The organism is Ruegeria sp. CDSC054 (assembly GCF_059610645.1).
The window spans coordinates 49,740-70,564 of the sequence record NZ_JBXWOA010000010.1 but is presented as its reverse complement, the minus strand read 5'-3'; the positions used below and the strand labels follow the sequence as shown (position 1 = coordinate 70,564).

The following is a 20,825-nucleotide window of genomic DNA, read 5'->3' as shown; positions in this document are numbered from 1 at the left end:
GAAAGTTATGCCTTAGCCATGATCGCTTCGAGCGAGTCGTGCTCGGCCACAAAATGATTGGGCTTTACTTCGCTAAGTTGCGGAACATAGTCATTCTGACCAGCCGCCAAACGACTGGGCAGGAAACGCAACGCGGCTTTCGGATCCATCGGTGAGGGCAGTTCGCCGGGCAATTTCAGGCGTGTGCGACTGCGCTCTACGTCCGGGTCCGGAATTGGCACGGCCGAGATCAGCGATTTCGTGTATGGGTGGATCGGATCGGAGCAGATCACTTCTCCGTCACCCAACTCCACGATCCGGCCCAGATACAAGACCATGATCCGGTTCGATACAGCGCGTACCACGGAAAGGTCATGACTGATGAAGATCATCGACAGACCAAATTCCTGCTGCAACTCGCGCAATAGTTCCACGATCTGCGCCTGAATTGACACGTCCAATGCCGACACGGCTTCGTCACAGATGATCAGCTTGGGTTTGTTGATCATCGCCCGCGCAATGCCGACGCGCTGGTTCTGACCGCCCGAAAGCTCGTGCGGATAGCGGTTGATCATGTTGGCTTTCAGGCCGACCCTTTCCATCATTTCGGCGACCAGCTTCTTGCGTTCCCGCTCGGTCAGGTCAGGGCGATAGGTCTTCAGCGGTTCCGCAATTGAGGCCGAGATGGTCATCCGCGGATCGAGGCTGGCCAGTGGATCCTGGAACACGATCTGCAAGTCCTTGCGGTACTTGTTCAGTTCGCGCCGTTTCAACCCGACAATAGGATGGCCCAGCCAGCTGACATTACCCGCGCTGGGTTCGATCAATTGCAGAACGGCCCGCGCCAGCGTTGACTTGCCGCAGCCGGACTCGCCCACCACGCCCAGTGTTTCACCCTTGCGGATGTCAAAGCTGACGCCATCAACGGCTTTCAGCGGGACTTTGTGCCCAAACAATCCGCCCGAGACATGGATTGGAAAGTGCACTTTGACATCGTCAACTTTCAGCAGAGGGTCATCGACCTTATCAAGAGCCTTGGGCGCATCGCCGGCATCAATACGCGGCATCGCTTCCAGCAATGTTCGTGTGTACTCATGCTTTGGCGCGCGGAAGATTTCGCGCGTCTCACCAGCTTCGACGAATTGACCCAGACGCATGACCTGAACGCGGTCGCACATACGCGCGACAACGCCCATGTCATGTGTGATCAGGGCAATCGCCGTGCCTTCGTCCTTTTGCAGGCGTACCATCAGGTCCAAAATGTCTGCCTGAACGGTGACATCCAGCGCGGTTGTGGGTTCATCCGCAATCAACAGCTTCGGGTTACACAGCATGGACATTGCGATCATCACGCGCTGGCGCATACCGCCTGACAGTTCGTGGGGATACTGGTCCAGGCGCCGTTTGGCCTCGGGGATGCGTACACGGTCCAGCCATTCCAGGCATCGCGCCCGAGCAGCCGAACCTTGCAGCCCTTCGTGAACCTGCAGAACTTCGCGCATTTGTTGGCCAATCCGCAGATGCGGGGTCAGGGCGGTCAGCGGATCCTGGAAGATCATGCCGACATCGTCGCCACGGATCTGGTTCAGCTTGTTGACCGGCAGGTTCAGAATTTCCTGACCGTTCAGCATGGCAGAACCAGTTGCCTGCCCCGCAGGTGGCAACAGGCCCATCGCGGCCATGAATGTCTGGCTTTTGCCGGACCCACTTTCGCCCACGATGCCCAGGCATTCGCCTGGATTGATGTCAAAACTGATGCCTTTGACGGCCTCGACTACGCCATCGGCGGTGTTGAACTGGACGCCCAGGTCTTTTACGGAAAACAGGCTCATATCAGCGATCCTTCGGGTCCAGAGCGTCACGCAGGCCATCACCTATGAAGAACATGGTGATGATGATTGCGACGTAGAATGTCAGCGGGAACAACAGTTGCCACAAGGTGCCATAGCCCATCGTCCCGGCCCCTTCGGCGATCAAGCGACCCAGCGACGTGTAGGGTTCAGAAATCCCGAGACCGAGGAAAGAGATGAAGCTTTCCGTCAAGATCATTTCCGGTACCAGCAGCGAGGCATATACAATCACCACGCCCAGAAGGTTGGGCAGGATATGGCGATACATGATGGTGAACTCGCTAACCCCAGCTGCGCGTGCGGCCTCAATGAACTCGCGATTTTTTAGGGTCAGGGTCTGGCCTCGAACAATCCGTGCCATCGTCAGCCAACCAACCGCGCCGAGTGCGATAAACAGCATAACGAACGATCGACCCGCGACAACCAGCAACAGGATGATGACGAGCGTCGCCGGAATGGCCAGCAAGATATCGACGAAGCGCATCATCACGCCATCAGTGCGGCCTCCGATATAGCCCGCGGCAATACCGTAGCAGGTCCCAACGATCAGGGCCGTCGCGGCACCGATCAGCCCGACGAGCAGTGATGTTGTCGTCGCCTGAATGACACGGCTGTATAGATCGCGCCCCAGATCGTCGACGCCGAAGAAATGTCCAGTCTCTGCGGACGGCATTCCCATGCCGCGTACGTCGCCCATGACGTTCCAGTCGATTTCCTCGTTGCTCCAAACGGCAAAGTAGGGGCCAATGATCGTGAACAACACGATCATCGCCAGAATGAACAGGCTCGCCATGGCGGCTTTGTTGCGAACAAAACGCATCCGTGCGTCCTGCCAGAGTGAACGCCCCTGAATGACCGTGTAATCGGTGATGTCTTCGGCCAGGTGGGCGGCTTTTTGTGATTTACCAAGCATTGCCAGCCCCTCAGTAACGGATTTTCGGATCGAACCAGGCATAGGCCAGGTCGGTCAGCAGGTTTACGAGTACGGTCAGGACGCCATATAGGATCGTGACACCCAACAGCACCGCGTAATCACGCGATAGCGCGGACCCCACATAGGCCTGCCCCAGCCCACCGGTCGAAAAATAGATGTCCACAAAGACCGAACCGGTCAGTACATAGACGAAAACCGGACCCAGATAAGACACGACGGGCAGCAAGGTTGGTTTCAGTGCATGGCGCCAGATCACAGTTCTTGTCGGCAGACCCTTGGCGCGAGCCGTGCGGATGAAGTTCGAGTTCAGAACTTCCAGCATCGATGACCGCGTGATCCGCGCAATGGACCCCATGTATGAGGTCGCAAGCGCGATAACGGGCATGATCAGGTACGGCCACTGGCCGCCATTCCAGCCACCGCCCGGCAGCCATCCCAGCCACAAGGTGAAGGTCAGGATCAGGATCGGACCCATGATGAAGTTCGGCAGCGCCTGCGCTGCGATACCCAAGCCAACAGCGAAATAGTCGATCCAGCTGTTGTGCTTGATCGCCGCGGCAATCCCCAGCGCGACTCCGACGGTTGTTGCCACCAGGAAGGACAGCGAACCGTAGGTCAGCGAGATCGGGAAACCCTGCGCGATGATGTCATTCACATCCCGGTCCTTGAACTTAAAGGACGGGCCGAAATCAAAATGCACGACGATGTTGTACAGATAGTCCCACAGCTGTTTCCACAGCGGTTGGTCCAACCCGTACCGCGCCTCGATATTGGCCAGAACCGCGGGCGGCAGTGGCCGCTCCGAGGTGAAAGGCCCACCTGGCGCGAAGTGCATCAGAAAGAAACTTGCAACGATCAGCAAAAGGATCGTTGGGACGGCGATCAGCAATCGCCGGACGATATAGGCAAGCATTTCATGCCCCCATTATTGGCTTTGCCCCGGAAAGAACTCCGGGGCAAAGCTTGGTCTAAGGAAGATTATTCGGCGGTTTTGTAGAGGTTCTTGGAATACCAGTTCTGCTCTACGTTTTTGACCGGCCAGTTACCGACATCGCTGTCCATCATGTAAACGCCAGCATAGTGATAGATCGGGATAACGGGCGTCTCTTGCGCGATGATACGCTCGACCTCGGTGTACAGAGGTGCCGCATCGTCAGAGGTTTTGGCTTCGGACAGCAATTCATCAACGCGGGCGTTGTTGTACTTGCCGTCGTTATAGCCGGAATCCGACTGTAGCAGATCGAGGAAGGTAGAGGCTTCGTTATAGTCGCCACACCATGCGCCGCGTGCCATATCGAAGTTCTGGTTGCCACGCTCTTCCAGGAAGATTTTCCATTCCATGTTGGCCAGCTCGGCATTTACGCCCAGCTTTTGCTTCCACATCTGGCTCAGGGCTACGGCAACTTTTTTGTGCGCTTCCGAGGTGTTGTAAACCATCTCAAAGCTCAGTGGGTTGTCGGGACCATAACCAGCTGCGGCTAGCAGTTCCTTGGCCAGTTCGTCGCGCTCGGCCTGCGACATGGACGCCATTTCTACGTCTGGAACGTCAAAGCCAGCGGTTGCTGCCGGGGCAAAGGTATAAGCTTGCGGTTGCCCACCTGCCATGATGTTCTCGGTGATGATCTTACGATCAACTGCCAGGGACAGCGCCTGACGGACGTTCGGGTCCTTGAAGGCTTCGGGGCCACCATCGGACAGGTTGAACGTGTAATAATAGTTACACAGGCGCGGGAAGCTGATTGCTTCTTCCGGATGCTCTTTTTGCAAGCGTGGGAACTGACCTGCCGGAACTTCTGTGCGGTCCAGCTCACCTGCCAGGTAACGGGTCAGCGCGACGTTTTCGTCGTTGATGACCAGTGCCACGACTTTTTCGATGATCGTGTTGTCGTTATCCCAGTAGTTTTCGTTCCGCTCACGAACCGAACGTTCCTGCGGCAGATGCTCGGTCAGGACGTATGCACCGTTCGATACGATGTTTTCAGGCTTGGTCCAGGCGTCGCCAAACTCTTCAATGACTTTCTGCGGGGCAGGGAAAGTGGTCGAATGCGTGGTCATTTGCGGGAAGTACGGCAGTGGTGCGCTGAGCGTCACTTCAAGCGTGTGGTCGTCGATGGCTTTAACGCCCAAGTCGTCAACCGACTTGTCACCTGCGATGATTTCAGATGCGTTCTCGATCGACATCAGTTCCATGAACCATGCATAGGGCGAGGACAGGGCGGGATCGACGGCACGTTTCCAGGCGAAAACAAAATCGCTGGCGGTTACCGGATCACCATTCGACCACTTCGCATTGTCGCGCAGGGTAAAGGTGTAAACGTCTTTAGAGTCGTTGGTCGTGTAACCGGTGGCAACACCGGGGACCAGATTGCCGTCTTCGTCCTGGTTCATCAGGCCTTCGAACAGGTCACGCACGATCTCGGCGCCGGATACATCTTCAACAACCTGAGGGTCGACTGAACTGTGCTCGTCCAGAATACGATAGGTAAAGGTCTGGTCATCCGCCAACGCTTCGCCGGTTTCTGGATGGGTTCCGGCGGCAAAGGCAGCGCCGGTAATCATGGTCGAGGTCAACAGCCCCGCAAGAGATGTACGAATATACTTGTTCATGTTTTTCAACTCCCGTTTTTTATTCGGCAACCCACGCGCATCCCTTCAGGATGGCTGAAGGCCACCATGTTTGTCCGACCCAGAAAGAGACCGGGACTGGTTCGAATTTTGCTTTTTCAGATCGCAATGAACACCGCGTCGCAGTCTTTCGGTTTGCAGTCGGGAACGTGTTTGCAAAAGTCGCCTTTCACTGACGTCGAACGTGGCATTATTTCAAAAAAGGTTAAAGCCTTTGCCTGAAAATTGGGCAACCAGAGGTGGATTGTGAATGGAAACGGGGGTGCAGTGGAAATTTTATGTTGAAACTCGAAGGCTTCGTGACATTTTCGTGAAAGGCGACGTTTTTCGTTTGGCTGTTGCCGTCGGGTCAAACAGCTGAAGGGTCTCAGGAACAGGGCGAATCGCTACTGTTTCAGGCTGGCCTTCATTCCCGCATCAGGAAAGCAGGTAGGAGCCTGGCCGATCGATTCTTGCCAGCGTCCGATCGAGCGACGGGTTTTGAAACCCGGTAGGCCATCTGCTCCGCCCACGTCGTGTCCTTGTTGTTCCAGTGTGCGTTGCATGGCAGCGATATCGGATCGGTACATGGCGTCGATCTTGCCCCAGCGACCAGAAAAATCGCCAACGCCATATTGAATGCGGTCTCCGACGTGTCCAACGAACAAGGCATACAGATCGCTTTTGTTGTATTCCTTGAGGACATAGAAGTTCGGCGTGACGACAAAGGCAGGGCCGTTCCGCCCTGCGGGCATCATCAAATACCCATCTCCGGCCAGTTCATGTTTTGGAAACGGCTTGCCTGACACGCGCGCAATTCCCATTGCGGCCCAGTCCCTAATGGGTCTGCCCTGGTCAGGACCTTCCAGCGCGCAGGATATGGTGTCAGGAACAACGACTTCGAACCCCCAATCGCGCCCGGCCCTCCAGCTATGCTGCGCCAGATAATTCCCGATAGAAGCAATAGTGTCTTCGGCAGAGGTCCAAATGTCAGCTTTCCCGTCCGCGTTCCCGTCGGCCGCATAGGTCAGGAAATTGGAGGGCATGAATTGCGGTTGACCCAAAGCGCCCGCCCAACTGCTTTTCATTGAGCCCGGTGGTGCATCGCCCGCCTCTGCGATTTGCAGTGCCGCGATCAGCTCTTTGGTAAAATAGTCAGCGCGGGTACTCATGAACCCTTTGGTGCCCAACACCTGGAACGTGTTGTGCCGAATGGGAACTTGCCCATAGCCGCTCTCACGACCCCATATGGCCAGAATGATGCGGGCGGGCACGCCTGTTTCGGCCTCGACGCGCGACAAGGTTGCGGCGTGTCGCCGGGCCATCTGCCGCCCGACTGATGTCGCTCCCTGTACGGAACCCGCCTTGAAGTAACGACCCGGAGAGCCAAATTCAGCCTGTTTTTGCCGTTTCGGGGTTTTGATCGGTTGCCCCGGCGGCACGAGATCCGGCAATTTCCAGTTCAGCGTCACACCGTCAAAGGCCTGCTGCATCGTGCGCCTGGAAACACCCTTGGCTCTGGCCTTTGGCCAGATGGTTTCTTGCAGCCAAGCCTGGAATTGTTTTTCAACCGCAGCACGATCTTGTGCGGTTGCGCTTGTGGACAGGCACCAAAGACCCAGGACGAACATAATCCATCGCATCGCTTAAGGTCTGGCTTGGTCAAAGCCGCAAGTCAACAGCGGTTTTCCCGTGGTTTTGTCTGCACCTATTCCCACAGTTGATCAGGGTCGGTGGCAGAGCACCGACCTATTTGGGAAAAAGCCTTGAGAAATTTCATTTGTCTGCTGATAGTTGGCGCGAGAGATTGCTTTAGGAGGACAATCAGGCGTGGCCCTATTCCGAATGTCACCAAAGGCGATGCAAGTTGTGATTGTCGCTGCGGCTCTCTCTGCTACGGCGCAAGCTGCCGGTGCAAGTGACAGTTTCATGGACCCACAAGGTCCGATTGCCGCTGTCCAAAAAGTGCACCTTTTCCGGGCAACTGTCCTGATCCTATTGGCAGTTATTCCGGTTCTTGTTCTGGTGCCGCTGATTGCTTTTCGGTATCGCCGCCGAAAAGAAGGCGGAGCCACATACCGGCCCAAGTGGGATTTCTCCGGTCCGTTGGAGTTCGTTATGTGGGGCGTGCCGGTCCTGATTGTCGCGCTGCTGTCTTTCTATCTGTGGAAGGCGACCCACCGATTGGACCCATATTCGGATCGCTTTGGCGAAATGCCTGCGCTGAACGTTCAGGTCGTCGGATTGGATTGGAAATGGCTGTTCATCTACCCTGACCTAGGCATCGCCAGCGTCGGAGAGCTTGGCATTCCCGTCAAACAGCAGGTCGCAATGACACTGACGACCGACACTGTGATGCAGTCCTTCATGATCCCTGCTTTGGCTGGCCAGATTTATGCAATGCCCGGTATGACGACAGAACTGCATGTCGTGTCGGATGTGGCTGCAACAATGCAGGGCGAGAACACCCAATATAACGGGCGCGGGTTCACCAAACAGAAGTTCCAAACCGTCGCCATGTCCGCTGAGGAATTCAACGAATGGGCCGACAAGGTCCGCAGCAACGGCATTGCGCTGAATGACGAGACCTATCGCATTTTAGCCATGCGGACGGACCGGGACGAGGTGCAGGCCGCGTTGGGAACCGCGCAAATGCCAGATAACGCGTTGTATTTCACGCTGGAGGACAGCAACCTGTTTCATTCAATTGTGCATCGGTATCACGGCAACAATGCTCTGACCGCCGACCAGCAGCCAGGGACGGTAGAATTCGGACGGGAGGCGCAGCAATGACCACCAATGGTTCTGGCTTCTTCGGCCGCCTGGATTGGGACGCGTTTCCGATCACAGGGCTTATTCAGAATCCCAACACAAATGAGATTGTCGCCAACACGGCCGCTGCGATAGTGATCGTCGGTGTCATCGTCGTCGTCGGATCATTAACGTGGTTTCGTCTTTGGGGACCATTGTGGCGCGATTGGCTGACCAGTTCGGATCACAAGAAGATCGGCATCATGTACATCGTCTTTGCAATCGTCATGCTGGCGCGCGGTGTGTTGGAAGGCGTGGCAATGCGTGCGCAGCAGGCGGCAGGGCCGGGCGACGGGTTTCTAGAGGCCGAGCATTTTGCCGAGCTCTTCAGTACTCACGGGACCATCATGATCTTCTTCGTCGCCGTACCATTTGTGTTCGGTCTTGCGAATTTCCTGATACCGCTGATGATCGGCGCTCGCGATGTGGCTTTCCCCGTGATGAACCAAATCAGCCTTGGGCTGACCGTCTCAGCCGGGATGATGCTGATGGTCTCGCTTGTGGTGGGCGAGTTTTCGACTGGCGGCTGGACAGCATACCCGCCGTACACTGGTGCGGCGTTCAATCCCGGTGTTGGCCCTGACTACTGGATCTGGGCGATCGTCGTCTCTGGTGTCGGAACCACACTTACGGGCATCAATTTTGCAGTCACGATCTATAAGCTGCGCGCGCCGGGCATGAAATTCATGCGGCTGCCGATGTATTGCTGGACAATCATCTGCAGCTCAATCCTGATCGTCTTTGCCATGCCGCCTCTGGGCGTTGCCGCACTGATGCTTGCAGCAGACCGGTATCTGGACTTTCATTTTTTCACCAACGACCTTGGTGGCAACATGATGAACTATGCCAATATGTTTTGGCTGTTTGGTCATCCCGAAGTCTATTTGCTGGTTCTGCCGGCCTACGGTATCTACTCAGAGGTCTTCGCAACATTCTCGGCCAAGCGCTTGTATGGCTACAACTCACTGGTTATCGCCACCATGTCGATTGCGGTGTTGTCATTCACCGTCTGGCTACACCACTTCTTCACTATGGGTCAAAGCGCGCTGATCAATGCCGTGTTTGGCATCGCCACAATGCTAATCGCGATCCCGACCGGCGTGAAAGTCTATGACTGGATGGCAACGCTGTTCCGGGGGCGCATCCGGTTTTCCGTTCCCATGCTCTATGGCCTGTCTTTCCTGATGCTGTTCGTTATAGGTGGGCTATCCGGCGTGATCCTCGCCAACCCGACGGTGGACTATCAGGTTCACAACACACTGTTCCTGGTCGCCCACTTCCATAACGTCCTGTTGCCAGGCGTGCTGTTCGGACTGCTTGCCGGATACAACTATTGGTTCCCCAAAGCATTCGGGTTCCGCCTGAACGAGTTCTGGGGCCGTATCTCGGTTGCGTTGTGGACCGTCGGGTTCATGCTTACATTCCTGCCGCTGTATTTCGTCGGCCTGATGGGAATGCCACGCAGGTCATTCAGTTGGGAGGACCCGAGTTTCCACCCGTACATGATCGTCGCCGTCGTCGGCGCGCTGATGATATTGGCGGCTTTGCTGTCGGTGGTCGTGCAACTGTGGGTCAGTATCCGTGATCGGGAAAACGCACGCGTTCCGGTCGGTGATCCGTGGGATGCGCACACGTTGGAATGGGCGATCCCGGCCCCGCCTCCCTCCTACAATTTTGCCATCATCCCCCATGTGACCGATCGAGACGATTTTGCCGCCGCGAAAGAGCGCGGCAACGCGTATCCGTCGCCTGAGGCCTATGAGGATATCTCGGTTCCGTTGAACACTGGCATTGGGTTCAGTCTCTGCGTGCTCAGCGGGGTTTGGATGTTTGCGCTGGTCTGGTGGATTTGGTGGCTGGCGGCGCTGATGACAATCTTGATGCTTGCATCCTTTATCGCATGGACGTTTAAGGCCGAAACAGAGCGGGTCATCCCGGCAGACGACGTGCGTAAGCAGCACGAAGCCTGGTTGGATCTGGTTCACAATTCTACGCCCGTTGACCGTGATCACGAAACAGCCCCGGAAAATCGCGGATTGGCCCGCTCTGATCTGGAGGCCGTGACATGAAACGCGCGCCCACCCACAGCTATCCCGGCCTGAACCTTGGACGGCGGCACGCAAGTGCCGACAAGGCAAGCGAAGTCGTCACCTTTGGGTTCTGGGTCTTTCTGATGAGCGATCTGGTCTATTTCGGGCTGATGTTCGCGATCTACATCACGATGATCGACGCACAGGCAGGCGGACTCGGGCCGCACGAACTGTTCGACCTTAAAAGCATCTTTGCGCAGACGCTGATCCTTTTGACCAGCAGCCTTACCGTGGGTCTGGCGATGCTTGCGCTCAAATACAATCTTCCGCGGTGGCGGATCATATTCTGGTTCTTCGTGACTCTGGTTCTTGGTCTCAGTTTTCTGGTTCTGGAGATCCGCGATTTCATGGCGATGGCGGAAAAGGGCGGTATCCCTCAGCGTAGCGGTTTTCTGTCCGCGTTTTATGGCTTGGTACCCCTTCACGGCCTGCACGTTACAGCAGGGTGCATTTGGCTGATCGTGCTGGGCATTCAGCTAAGGGTCTTTGGCCTGACTGATCTCCTGATGTCACGCGTGGTGCGGCTGGCGTTGTTCTGGCACTTTCTGGACCTCATCTGGATCGGCATCATCACGATCGTTTATTTCGGAGGGCTGACTTATGGATAAACGTAGCGAAATGCATCGCCGCGAGCGCCGCCGTTATGTGATCGGCTATGGTGGGTCGCTTTTGTTGACCTTTGCAGTTTTCGGAATCGCTTATCGTTACGGCATTGAGACAAAGGGCGTTTACCTTGCAATCAGTCTGCTTGGGTTGGCTCAGCTGATCGTACAGCTGGTTTATTTCCTGCACATCGACCGACGTCGCAGCAGCCGCGAAGATCTGGACCTTATCCTGTTTTCCACGATGGTGCTGCTGATCATCATTCTTGGAACTGTTTGGATCATGGGTAATCTGGCGGTTCGGATGCACACGTTTCCAATGTGACGTTCGGCCAAGCCAAATGAAGGGGGCTGGTTCATGAAATCTCTTAAGGTCGTTGGCGCGGTGGTCATCTTGGCCGCAATTGCCGTCGGGCTGCTGTAGTACTGGCGCCATCAGGAACGATACCCTTCGACCGATGACGCCTATGTGGGGGCGAACATCATATACGTGGCACCACAAGTCACCGGTCAGGTTGCCGAAGTGCTTGTGATTGAGAACCAGCCGGTCAAAACCGGGGACTTGCTGTTCACAATCGACGATACGCAATTCAAAGCTTCGGTCGATCAGGCCAAGGCCAACCTCGACAGCGCGGTGCAGCAGGCGCAGTCTTACGGTACGCAGATCGCGGCTGCACAAGCAGTGGTCGACAGCACGCAGTCGGCCTACAATACGGCTCAGAGCAATCTGGAACGTGCTAAGGCGCTGTTTTCAGATGGTGATCTGGCGCAGGCGTCACTGGATCAGACCAGTTCGGAATTTGCGCGCGCCGCGGCGCAACTTACCACAAGCCAATCCGCCCTGTTGGCCTTACAAAGTGGTTTGGCGGCCAAACAGGACGATATACTGTCATCGCAAGCCCAAGTGGAAATTGCTCAGGCCAATCAAAATTGGACCAAGATCTTTGCATCGGCAGATGGGTGGATCGCCAACCTGACTCTCAGGCCCGGATCGTCGGTTTCAGCTAACGCGCCGCAGTTTTCGATCGTCGAGTCGTCTGATTGGTGGGTAGATGCCAATTTCAAAGAGACATCACTGCCGCGCATTCGTCCGGGTCAGCAGGTCACGGTAAAGATCGACATGATGCCGGGCGTCACCCTGACGGGCAAAGTTGCGTCAATCGGACGGGGGTCGGGGGATACGTTTTCGCTTCTGCCGTCCGAAAATGCCAGCGGCAATTGGGTCAAGGTGACGAGGCGCTTTCCGGTGCGGGTTGAACTTGATCCGACGGATGCCCCATTGCGAGTGGGTGGCAGTAGCAAGGTGACCGTGGATACCACACCGCAGGCCCAAAAATGACATCCCCGGCAGCAGGCCACATCAATCCGGTGATTGTGGTTGCTGTTGTCCTCAGCGCTATTCTTGAGGTGCTCGACAGTACAATCGTCAATGTCGCGCTGCCCCATATTCAGGCGGCGTTCGGCGCAACAACCGATCAGGCCACGTGGATACTGACCAGTTATATTGTGTCGGCCGTTGTGGTCATGCCACTGACGGGCTTTGTCGCCCGCCGTGTCGGCCGTCGACGTCTGATCCTGACCGCTGTGACCGGGTTCGCGACGATGTCGGTCATGTGTGGCCTGTCCTGGAGCCTTGAGACCATTGTTGCCTTTCGCCTGGCGCAAGGCATGTTCGGGGCGTTTCTGATCCCGTTGTCCCAATCCATTCTATTCGACGCCTATCCCCGTGAAAAACGTGGGCAGGCGATGGCGGTCTTCGGTTTGGGAGTCGTCGTGGCCCCGGTGTTGGGTCCCACGGTAGGAGCAATCCTGACCGAATACTTCTCGTGGCGAATGGTGTTCTTCGTGAACCTGCCGGTAGCCGCGATGGCGTTGCTTTTGTTGGCCGGAGAGTTGCCAGACGATGAAACAGAAGAAGTTAGCATCGATTGGACCGGTCTTGCCCTTCTGGCCATCGGAATTGGCTGCCTTCAGTTTTTTCTGGATCAGGGAGAAACCAAGGACTGGCTGTCATCGCGTGTCATTCAGGTTGCAGTAATCGCGTCGATTTTGGGTGCGCTTGGTTTCATCATTCATGTTTTGACCACCGAGAAGCCGGTAGTCGATTTGCGGTTTTTTGCGGATCGCAATTTTGCGCTGTGCAATCTGGTAATCGCCGGATTTGCGATTTCCCTTTTTGGGGGTATCGCGATCCTGCCGACTTTCGTTCAGAATCTGCTGGATTATCCGGTCATCACATCCGGACATCTGTTTATACCGCGAGGCGTCGCGGCGGGGCTGTCGATGGTTCTGACCGGCGCAGTTCTGGTCACGCGATTTGACCCGCGCGTTCTGGCTGGTTTGGGCATGTTTCTGACGGCCGTCAGCAATTTCATGATGGGCAGGCTCAACATGGATGCAGGTTTTTGGGAACTGGCATGGCCAGGAGCAGTAAGTGGTCTGGGGATGGGGCTGGTGTTTGTGCCAATGTCGATTTTGGCTTTCGAGAGCATCTCGAAGACCCGTCAGGACGAAGCATCCGGCCTGTTCAATGTGACCCGCCAGCTTGGGTCATCGGTTGGTATTTCTCTGGTGGGCACTTGGGTCGTTCGTGGGCTTCAGACAAACACAGCTATTCTCAGCCAAAATGTGACGCCCTATAACCCGGCCGCGCAAGCTTATCTTGCGCCACTGAACCTGACGCCAGACAGTGCGCAGGGGGCGGCCATTCTGGGGCAGGAGATCGCGCAGCAGGCTGAACTGATTTCATATCTAACCGTCTTCAACAATCTGGGGCTTTTGGCTTTGGCGACCATTCCGCTGCTGTTCTTTTGCAAAGCACCTAAACCTGGAATGCAGACGTCGGTGCCTGCACATTAACGCATTACGAACAAGCCAAATGCCAATGCCGCCCAGCAAAGACCCAGGCTGAGCATTATATTGCCCGCCGCCAGCGCGATGGTCCGTTCGCGTCTGAGTTCCAGCGACTGATAGGCAAAACTGGAAAAAGTCGTGAAGCCGCCACAAAAGCCAAAGACCAGGCGTCTTTGTTCTTCGCCCATCTCTATTGATCCGCCGAGATAGCCGATCCACAAACCCAGCAGCAGGCTACCCAGAACGTTTACAATCAGGGTCGAAAACGGCAGGTCATGAACAATCCGCAGTGCGATCCAGTGGCGCAAAACAGCCCCTAAACCGCCGCCCAATCCGAACATCGCGTGCAGGAACAATTCGTTCATTCAGTCGCCCTCGGCGGATGAAAGCGCCGTCCGATAGCCTCACCCAGAATGGCGGCTGCCAGTCCCGCCGCGATTTCCAACGCGGCGGCCGAAGCCGCAACCCAGATGTTGGACAACGCCAACCGCTCCAATTCCGCAACAAACGAGGAAAAGGTCGACAGGCCACCACAAAAGCCGACAGCTCCAAGATGCAGCACATGGGCATGGACGCGGTTTCGAACCGAATACAGCCACCCCAGTATGAAGCAGGCCACTATATTGATGCCAAAGGTCTGCGTCAGAAATCCGGCATGCGGTATGCTCACCGAGAACAACTCGCGCAGCAGCGACCCAACTGCGCCACCAAAGAACACGGCTCCGAACATCAATGCCGTGGTCCGAACATGCGTTCGTTTCTGTGTCACAGCCTGCCGTCCTGCCCCAATCCCGTTTCTTCGGGCATAATGGCTGACGTTGCCCGGATCAACCGTGACCAATGTCCGCGCCTTATTTCACATCTTCGCCCGATTACGTGAAGGCGGGCACAATCGCTTGCAATCTAACAGCGATTTGGCCCACGTTTGGCAAACACCTCGGCTGCTACCGCAGACCGGAAAGCACGCGATCCTGGGAGAGCACGAATGATTGTACGCAGACTCTATTACTTCATTGCATATGTGTGTCTGCCGCTGACTCTGTTGTGGGGTTTTTTCTGGCCGCCCGCCCATTGGTTGCTGGTAGTGCTTATTCCATATGCCGTAATCGGCCTTTACGACATGCTGACGACCAAGCACAACGTTCTGAACAATTATCCGGTCCTGGGGCATTTCCGGTACATGCTGGAGTTCGTCAGCCCGGAAATCCGGCAGTATTTTGTTGAAACCAACGAAAGCGGCCGCCCTTTTAACAGAATCGTACGATCACTTGTCTACTCGCGTGCCAAAGGACAGGTGGATACGCAGGCATTTGGTACACAATACGACGTCCTGTCAGTCGGATATCATCGTGCCAACCACTCGCTTGCGCCCAAGCATGTGGATGAAAGCGAAGAACGGATCATGCTGGGTGGGCCGCAATGCACGCAGCCATACAGCGCGTCGCGGCTGAACGTCTCCGCCATGAGCTTTGGGGCACTCAGCGCCAATGCGATCCGGGCTTTGAATGGCGGCGCCAAGGACGGAGGATTTGCGCACAACACCGGGGAAGGCGGCCTGTCCCCGCACCATCTGGCCGAGGGTGGCGACATCATTTGGCAGATCGGAACAGGCTATTTTGGTTGCCGCACGCCCGAGGGTGGTTTTGACAAGGACCTGTTTGCCGAAAAGGCCAAAAAGGACGTTGTCAAAGCGATTGAAATCAAGCTGTCGCAGGGGGCCAAACCCTCGCATGGCGGGGTGCTGCCTGCCGCAAAAGTGGATCAGGAAATTGCCGAAATTCGCGGCGTGCCCGAACATCAGGACGTGATATCCCCGCCCACCCACTCTGCCTTCGAAGGCCCGACCGGTCTGATCCATTTTGTGCAGCATCTGCGGGAAATGTCTGGCGGCAAACCAATCGGGTTCAAGCTGTGTATTGGCAGACCGTCCGAATTCATGGCGATTTGCAAGGCGATGCTGGAAACAGGAATCCTGCCGGATTTCATCACAATTGACGGTGCCGAAGGCGGTACCGGTGCCGCCCCGGTCGAATTCACCAACCGTTTGGGCATGCCGTTGAACGAGGCGCTGATTTTCGTAAACAACTGCCTGCGTGGCGTCGGTTTGCGCGACGAAATCCGGATCATCTGTTCGGGTAAGGTGGCCACCGGCTACGACATGGTCGAGAAATTCGCGCTGGGGGCCGACATGTGCAACGCGGCACGCGCGATGATGTTTGCCGTGGGGTGTATTCAGGCGTTGCATTGCAACACCAACCGCTGCCCGTCCGGCGTTGCCACTCAGGACCCGATACGGGGCAGGGCGGTCAATGTTCCCCAAAAACGCCAGCGCGTACACCGCTTTCACGATGCGACCTTGGAAAGCTTCCGCGAACTTTTGGGCGCTATGGGCAAAGACAAGGTGTCCGAGCTTCACCCGGTGGATATCCGCCGCCGCACGGCAGACGAGCGGGAACGGTCTTATGCCGAACTATATACCCTTATCGACGAAGGCGTTTTGTTGACAGACGCAATACCGTCCGACTTCGCGGCCGATTGGAAACTCGCGTCGGCGGACCGCTATTAATTTTTTTTGGCTATTTCGCCAAGGATTGACGTTTTCGATCCGTCATACTCAGTGTGATGCGTATGAAAACATCGGATGAGGACTTGGCCAGGGCCGCCGCGGACGGGGACGCTGATGCGTTTGCGACCCTGTTGCAGCGCCATTACGATCGGGTCTTTCGTCTGGCTTTTCGTCTGACCGGACGGGCTGATCAGGCTGAGGATCTCACACAGGATATCTGTGCGGCGCTGCCCACCAAAATCGCGGGCTTCCGGGCGCAGGCCAAGTTCACGACCTGGCTCTATCGCGTCGTCGTCAACGCGGCCGAGGACGCTCGGCGTCGCCAGGCAAGTCACAGCCGCGCCGTCGCAGGGTGGGGTGATGTGGAGCAATTGCGACGGGCAGAGGCGACCGAAACGGCCCAAGCAATGGATTGGTTGCAGCGCGCCATGCGGTCTCTGCCACTCGATTTGCAAGACACACTGGCCCTGACATTAGAGGATGAAATGACTCACGCCGAAGCTGCTGCAGTTCTGGGCGTGTCCGAAGGCACCGTGTCCTGGCGCATGTCCGACATTCGCAAACGTCTGCGCGCCCTGCGACAAGAGGAATTGGCACAATGACCGATGATCTTGATGACTTCAAAGCCTTGATGGATGTCGCGACGCCGGCACCAGATGCCGAACGGCGGGCGAAAAACTTGAAATTGGCTCAGAAAAAATTTGCACACAGCCAAGGATCGCATGCTGCGGTGCGTCCGACTGTTAAGCGAGGCCCAATGGCCCGCATGACAGAAGGAGCGAAATCCATGTTGAATGCCTTGTCCCATCGCGGCGCCCTGACCGCCACAACCGCAATTGCCGCTGTTGCGCTGATCATGTTCGTGCCGCAGTCCCGCGACATCGTTGTGCAGCCCCTATCGCGCAGTGAAAGCCCTGCGCCCGCACCCGAAGCAGATTCTGCCGCATTGGAAGATCTCGTCGTTGAGGCCCCGGTCGTAGTTGAAGAGTATGCCGCGCCCGTGCGATCCAAAGCGGCCGCCCCTCAGCAAGGCGTTTCGGGCTTGGTTGCTAAAAACACTGCGCGACTTGGCGTCACTTCGGGCGATGCCACTCATATGATGGTTGAAACAGAGGTGGGAATTCTGCCCCTCCCGGATACCGAGGTGTTTTCAAACGCTGAAGCCAATCCTCTGAAAGTCACCAGTGAAGAGCCTGTTTCCACCTTTTCAATTGACGTTGATACGGCCTCATATTCGATCGTCCGGTCCTCTCTTATGCGCGGTCAGCTTCCACCCAAGGACGCCGTCCGTGTCGAAGAGATGGTAAATTATTTTCCTTACTCGTACCCCGCACCAGAAGGGGACGCGCCGTTCCGGCCGACGATCACAGTAACACCGACGCCTTGGAATGAGGGTACACAGCTTGTGCACGTCGGTATCCAAGGGGCATTGCCGCAGATTGAGGACCGACCACCGCTTAATCTGGTCTTTCTGATCGATACCTCGGGATCGATGCATGATGCCAACAAACTACCTCTGTTAAAACAATCGTTCCGTTTGATGCTGTCAGAGTTGCGAGATGAGGACGAGGTCTCGATCGTGACCTATGCCGGAAGCGCGGGGCAGGTTCTGGAACCCACCGCGGCCGTGGAACGTGACAAAATCCTCGGCGCGCTCGACCAGTTGGAGGCAGGCGGTTCGACCGCAGGTCAGGCCGGGTTGCAACAGGCATATCAGGTAGCCGAAAGCATGAGCGCCGACGACGAGGTCACGCGCGTCATCCTGGCAACGGATGGCGACTTTAATGTTGGCTTGTCTGATCCTGATGCGCTGAAAGACTTCATAGCAAATAAACGTGACAGCGGTACGTTTCTGAGTGTTTTGGGTTTTGGCCGGGGAAATCTGGACGATGCCACGATGCAGGCACTTGCGCAGAACGGAAACGGACAGGCCGCGTATATCGACACGCTGAGCGAGGCGCAAAAAGTCCTGGTGGACCAGTTGACCGGCGCATTGTTCCCAATCGCAAACGACGTAAAAATTCAGGTCGAATTCAACCCGTCACAAATCGCTGAGTATCGCCTGATAGGATACGAGACGCGCGCGTTGCGTCGGGAAGATTTCACCAATGACAAAGTGGACGCCGGCGATATCGGCGCAGGCCACTCGGTTACGGCGATTTACGAGGTCACGCCTGTTGGTTCAGACGCGATCCTGAACGATCCGTTGCGTTATAATGCCCAAGCGGTACGTGACGGTTCGGATGAGATCGGGTTTTTCAAACTGCGTTATAAAACGCCGGGGTCCGATCAGAGCCAGTTGATCGAACAGCCCATTGCGGCGGCGCAGGACGAGGTTTCAGACGATGTCCGCTTTTCCTATGCCATCGCCGGGTTCGGGCAGTTATTGCGCGGTGCAGAATATCTGGGGAACTGGTCCTACGACGATGCGATCGGATTGGCAAACGCAGCCCGCGGTGAAGATCCCTTTGGGTACAGGGCCGAAGCCGCCACGCTCATGCGGCTTGCGCAAACGTTGTCAAGGTAACAGCGGGCAATGGGGCGCTGCGTTGGGCAGCGCCCGTGTCCCGTCAATACGATCTTTGGTTGTTGGCCGCATGTGTATTGATCCGGCGCACGCTCCACTCTACGGCGTCGCGCATGGTCCTGCCCAAAGCATCGTCAAAGGCTTTCACAAGGTCAGGCGTCGCATCGCTAGCAGAGGCAACAACTTCCCGAAATGAACTGGACGCGATGATCTTGTCTTCGAATTCATCAATGATCTTAATGTTCATGCGCACTTCGACGCGAATGGTTTTTGTCCCCTCAACATCGCTGACGACGAACCCCTGAAATTCGCGCAGGTCCGGAACGATGACATAATCTGCGCGCAGACCCACGGTTGAGCGACCAACAGCGGCCACCTTGCCGCTGTTTTCATAGCTTTCGACCAACAGCGCCTGTACGATAAGCGGTGCACGGTCGACCCATCTGGCGCGCGGTAGATATTGCACCTGCAATGGGGTTGGCTGAACAGCGATCTGATCGGTATTGACCGCGGCCGTAGCCGTCGGTTCCTGTACAACGATTTGTTTTTGCACACGCGGTAACGAAGACGAAAAGGTGCTTTTGGGCGTCAAGAGATACAGGTCGTTTGGCTTGGAGGCCTGCCTCAGCGTACCCAACCCGGTGCATGCGCCCAGCGACACCAACGCCAGAACCAAAAGAAACAGCCTGATCATTGGCGAAACTCCGAAGCTTGGGTTCCCAGTAAGAACCTTGCTGGGTCACGTTCGACTTTGTCCACCAGCCGATCCAGGCTGATCACCAGTCGTTGCGACTCTTCTATGAAACGTGTGAATTGGGGCAGGCCGACGCGGAGGAAGTCGGACAATTGCCGCCGATTGTCCTGGACGATGCCGTCGATGGTCCCCAGTAACTCGGATGCCGATCGCGATGCATTGAGGATATCTGCCGAAATCTCGTCCAGCTTGCTTGTGACATTAGACACCGTCGAGGCGACCTGATTGGCCGCATTGCGGATATCGTCCATGACTGCGCCGACGTCTTTGTTGATGACCTCATTGGCCGAGTCAAAAGCGCGTTCCGCAGAAGCCAATGTGGTGTTTGCCGTATCCATCGCTGCCGTGATCGACCCCAGTGTTTTGTTTGCATTCACAAAGGTCTCGGTCGCGGTCGCCAAAGCAACGCTGCCTTCGTCGGACAGGCCGGTCAGGCGTTCTGCCAATGTCGAGGCGCGATCGATGAAGGGTTTCACGTCGTCCTGTATTATGCGATCGGCCGATTCAATTGTGGTCTTGGCGCTGTTCAGTGTTTCCGTTGCGGACTCGGATGCAGTTTTTACGCTTTTGAGTGTGTCTGTCCCTGTCGTCAGGGTGGTTTCGGCTGTGTCGGCCAATTTATCAAGCCGCGTTGTAAAGTTGCCCAGTTGCTTGGCAGCGCCGCCAAGGTCGGTGGACAAGCTTTCGAAATCTGTCAGCGTTTTGTCCAGCCTGCCGGATGCAGAAGCCAGGTTGTCCAAAATTTTGCTGACGGATTGGCGGTTCTTGTCGTCAACGACCGAATTCAGACTCTCAAGCAGGGTAACCGCCTCATCCAGAACTTTCGGGGCACCTTCGAACAAGGATTGAATCGCGCTGCGCTTGCTTTTGATTACGCTGTTTTCCGGCAAGGGTTTGTCGCTGCTTTTGCCACCCGTCAGCTCAACATAACTGACGCCAGTTACGCCCAGAGATTGTAGCTGCGCGATGGTATCTTCGGTGACGGGTATGTCGGCATCTACTTCAAGCTTAACGCGCACCTTTGACGGATCGTCCTCGTCCAGGTTCAACGAAATCACCTGACCCACGGGCAAGCCGTTGAAGCTTACGCCACCTGCGGAGGAGAGGCCCGATACGTTTTCGAACAGAACGTCGTAATATGCGTATTGGCGCGACACCTCGAATTTCGCGAGCCATAGGAAAAACCCGAAGGCACCAAGGATGCCCGCGATTGTGAACGCGCCGATCAGGATATAGTTTGCCCGGGTTTCCATAG

General features: G+C 56.2%; 18 protein-coding genes. 9 read left to right on the top strand and 9 right to left on the bottom strand.

The window, feature by feature from the left end:
• Positions 1-5 precede the first annotated feature (5 nt).
• The 5 genes from AC2FGC_RS17560 to AC2FGC_RS17540 form a co-directional block, all read right to left on the bottom strand.
• The gene (locus AC2FGC_RS17560) at positions 6-1,811 is read right to left on the bottom strand and encodes an ABC transporter ATP-binding protein (RefSeq protein ID WP_496725073.1); all 1,806 of its coding nucleotides are present in this window, start codon (positions 1,809-1,811) and stop codon (positions 6-8) included.
• Between the two features lies 1 nt (position 1,812).
• Positions 1,813-2,742, bottom strand: coding sequence for an ABC transporter permease subunit (locus AC2FGC_RS17555; protein WP_496725071.1), 930 nt, complete (start codon positions 2,740-2,742; stop codon positions 1,813-1,815).
• A gap of 10 nt (positions 2,743-2,752) precedes the next feature.
• Positions 2,753-3,676 (bottom strand): oligopeptide ABC transporter permease OppB, encoded by a 924-nt coding sequence (gene oppB / locus AC2FGC_RS17550; RefSeq protein WP_058277210.1) that lies wholly within the window; start codon positions 3,674-3,676, stop codon positions 2,753-2,755.
• A gap of 65 nt (positions 3,677-3,741) precedes the next feature.
• The gene (locus AC2FGC_RS17545) at positions 3,742-5,370 is read right to left on the bottom strand and encodes a peptide ABC transporter substrate-binding protein (protein WP_496725069.1); all 1,629 of its coding nucleotides are present in this window, start codon (positions 5,368-5,370) and stop codon (positions 3,742-3,744) included.
• Positions 5,371-5,774: 404 nt separating this feature from the next.
• Positions 5,775-6,998 (bottom strand): lytic murein transglycosylase, encoded by a 1,224-nt coding sequence (locus tag AC2FGC_RS17540; protein ID WP_496783020.1) that lies wholly within the window; start codon positions 6,996-6,998, stop codon positions 5,775-5,777.
• Positions 6,999-7,197: 199 nt separating this feature from the next.
• Between AC2FGC_RS17540 and AC2FGC_RS17535 the strand changes: the two genes are divergently transcribed.
• The 6 genes from AC2FGC_RS17535 to AC2FGC_RS17510 all read left to right on the top strand — a co-directional run bounded on the left by AC2FGC_RS17535 (position 7,198) and on the right by AC2FGC_RS17510 (position 13,729).
• Positions 7,198-8,160, top strand: a complete 963-nt coding sequence (locus tag AC2FGC_RS17535; RefSeq protein ID WP_496725065.1) for a cytochrome ubiquinol oxidase subunit II — start codon at positions 7,198-7,200, stop codon at positions 8,158-8,160.
• Positions 8,157-10,247, top strand: a complete 2,091-nt coding sequence (locus AC2FGC_RS17530) for a cbb3-type cytochrome c oxidase subunit I (protein ID WP_496783018.1) — start codon at positions 8,157-8,159, stop codon at positions 10,245-10,247. Before AC2FGC_RS17535 ends, AC2FGC_RS17530 begins: the two co-directional genes overlap by 4 nt.
• Complete coding sequence (locus AC2FGC_RS17525; RefSeq protein ID WP_496725061.1) at positions 10,244-10,876, top strand: cytochrome c oxidase subunit 3; 633 nt, start codon at positions 10,244-10,246, stop codon at positions 10,874-10,876. The genes AC2FGC_RS17530 and AC2FGC_RS17525 overlap by 4 nt, the downstream gene beginning before the upstream one ends.
• Complete coding sequence (locus tag AC2FGC_RS17520) at positions 10,869-11,195, top strand: cytochrome o ubiquinol oxidase subunit IV (RefSeq protein ID WP_113790775.1); 327 nt, start codon at positions 10,869-10,871, stop codon at positions 11,193-11,195. The genes AC2FGC_RS17525 and AC2FGC_RS17520 overlap by 8 nt, the downstream gene beginning before the upstream one ends.
• A 165-nt stretch (positions 11,196-11,360) precedes the next feature.
• A complete protein-coding gene (locus AC2FGC_RS17515) occupies positions 11,361-12,209 on the top strand; it encodes an HlyD family secretion protein (protein WP_496725058.1) in 849 nt (282 codons plus the stop codon).
• Positions 12,206-13,729, top strand: coding sequence for a DHA2 family efflux MFS transporter permease subunit (locus AC2FGC_RS17510; protein ID WP_496725056.1), 1,524 nt, complete (start codon positions 12,206-12,208; stop codon positions 13,727-13,729). The genes AC2FGC_RS17515 and AC2FGC_RS17510 overlap by 4 nt, the downstream gene beginning before the upstream one ends.
• Here the strand turns inward: AC2FGC_RS17510 and AC2FGC_RS17505 are convergent.
• Both AC2FGC_RS17505 and AC2FGC_RS17500 read right to left on the bottom strand, forming a co-directional pair.
• On the bottom strand, positions 13,726-14,088 hold the full coding sequence (locus AC2FGC_RS17505) for a fluoride efflux transporter FluC (RefSeq protein ID WP_496725054.1): 363 nt from the start codon (positions 14,086-14,088) through the stop codon (positions 13,726-13,728). The genes AC2FGC_RS17510 and AC2FGC_RS17505 overlap by 4 nt on opposite strands.
• Complete coding sequence (locus tag AC2FGC_RS17500; protein WP_496725052.1) at positions 14,085-14,492, bottom strand: fluoride efflux transporter FluC; 408 nt, start codon at positions 14,490-14,492, stop codon at positions 14,085-14,087. Before AC2FGC_RS17500 ends, AC2FGC_RS17505 begins: the two co-directional genes overlap by 4 nt.
• 216 nt (positions 14,493-14,708) lie before the next feature.
• Between AC2FGC_RS17500 and AC2FGC_RS17495 the strand changes: the two genes are divergently transcribed.
• The 3 genes from AC2FGC_RS17495 (at position 14,709) to AC2FGC_RS17485 (ending at position 18,816) form a co-directional block, all read left to right on the top strand.
• On the top strand, positions 14,709-16,289 hold the full coding sequence (locus AC2FGC_RS17495; protein WP_496783016.1) for an FMN-binding glutamate synthase family protein: 1,581 nt from the start codon (positions 14,709-14,711) through the stop codon (positions 16,287-16,289).
• A 62-nt stretch (positions 16,290-16,351) separates the two neighbouring features.
• A complete protein-coding gene (locus AC2FGC_RS17490; protein ID WP_496725226.1) occupies positions 16,352-16,891 on the top strand; it encodes an RNA polymerase sigma factor in 540 nt (179 codons plus the stop codon).
• A gap of 29 nt (positions 16,892-16,920) precedes the next feature.
• Complete coding sequence (locus AC2FGC_RS17485; RefSeq protein ID WP_496783053.1) at positions 16,921-18,816, top strand: vWA domain-containing protein; 1,896 nt, start codon at positions 16,921-16,923, stop codon at positions 18,814-18,816.
• A 43-nt stretch (positions 18,817-18,859) separates the two neighbouring features.
• On the opposite strand, the gene AC2FGC_RS17480 is transcribed toward AC2FGC_RS17485, so the two are convergent.
• Positions 18,860-19,510, bottom strand: coding sequence for an ABC-type transport auxiliary lipoprotein family protein (locus AC2FGC_RS17480; protein WP_496740334.1), 651 nt, complete (start codon positions 19,508-19,510; stop codon positions 18,860-18,862).
• On the bottom strand, positions 19,507-20,823 hold the full coding sequence (locus AC2FGC_RS17475) for an MlaD family protein (RefSeq protein ID WP_496769283.1): 1,317 nt from the start codon (positions 20,821-20,823) through the stop codon (positions 19,507-19,509). The genes AC2FGC_RS17480 and AC2FGC_RS17475 overlap by 4 nt, the downstream gene beginning before the upstream one ends.
• Between the last annotated feature and the right edge of the window lie 2 nt (positions 20,824-20,825).

Excerpts from the sequence above, each read along its gene's own strand:
- AC2FGC_RS17560 (WP_496725073.1), bottom strand. The coding sequence starts at position 1,811 with ATGAGCCTGTTTTCCGTAAAAGACCTGGGCGTCCAGTTCAACACCGCC.
- AC2FGC_RS17555 (WP_496725071.1), bottom strand. The coding sequence starts at position 2,742 with ATGCTTGGTAAATCACAAAAAGCCGCCCACCTGGCCGAAGACATCACC.
- oppB (WP_058277210.1), bottom strand. The coding sequence starts at position 3,676 with ATGCTTGCCTATATCGTCCGGCGATTGCTGATCGCCGTCCCAACGATC.
- AC2FGC_RS17545 (WP_496725069.1), bottom strand. The coding sequence starts at position 5,370 with ATGAACAAGTATATTCGTACATCTCTTGCGGGGCTGTTGACCTCGACC.
- AC2FGC_RS17540 (WP_496783020.1), bottom strand. The coding sequence starts at position 6,998 with ATGTTCGTCCTGGGTCTTTGGTGCCTGTCCACAAGCGCAACCGCACAA.
- AC2FGC_RS17530 (WP_496783018.1), top strand. The coding sequence starts at position 8,157 with ATGACCACCAATGGTTCTGGCTTCTTCGGCCGCCTGGATTGGGACGCG.
- AC2FGC_RS17525 (WP_496725061.1), top strand. The coding sequence starts at position 10,244 with ATGAAACGCGCGCCCACCCACAGCTATCCCGGCCTGAACCTTGGACGG.
- AC2FGC_RS17520 (WP_113790775.1), top strand. The coding sequence starts at position 10,869 with ATGGATAAACGTAGCGAAATGCATCGCCGCGAGCGCCGCCGTTATGTG.
- AC2FGC_RS17510 (WP_496725056.1), top strand. The coding sequence starts at position 12,206 with ATGACATCCCCGGCAGCAGGCCACATCAATCCGGTGATTGTGGTTGCT.
- AC2FGC_RS17505 (WP_496725054.1), bottom strand. The coding sequence starts at position 14,088 with ATGAACGAATTGTTCCTGCACGCGATGTTCGGATTGGGCGGCGGTTTA.
- AC2FGC_RS17495 (WP_496783016.1), top strand. The coding sequence starts at position 14,709 with ATGATTGTACGCAGACTCTATTACTTCATTGCATATGTGTGTCTGCCG.
- AC2FGC_RS17490 (WP_496725226.1), top strand. The coding sequence starts at position 16,352 with ATGAAAACATCGGATGAGGACTTGGCCAGGGCCGCCGCGGACGGGGAC.
- AC2FGC_RS17485 (WP_496783053.1), top strand. The coding sequence starts at position 16,921 with ATGGATGTCGCGACGCCGGCACCAGATGCCGAACGGCGGGCGAAAAAC.
- AC2FGC_RS17480 (WP_496740334.1), bottom strand. The coding sequence starts at position 19,510 with ATGATCAGGCTGTTTCTTTTGGTTCTGGCGTTGGTGTCGCTGGGCGCA.
- AC2FGC_RS17475 (WP_496769283.1), bottom strand. The coding sequence starts at position 20,823 with ATGGAAACCCGGGCAAACTATATCCTGATCGGCGCGTTCACAATCGCG.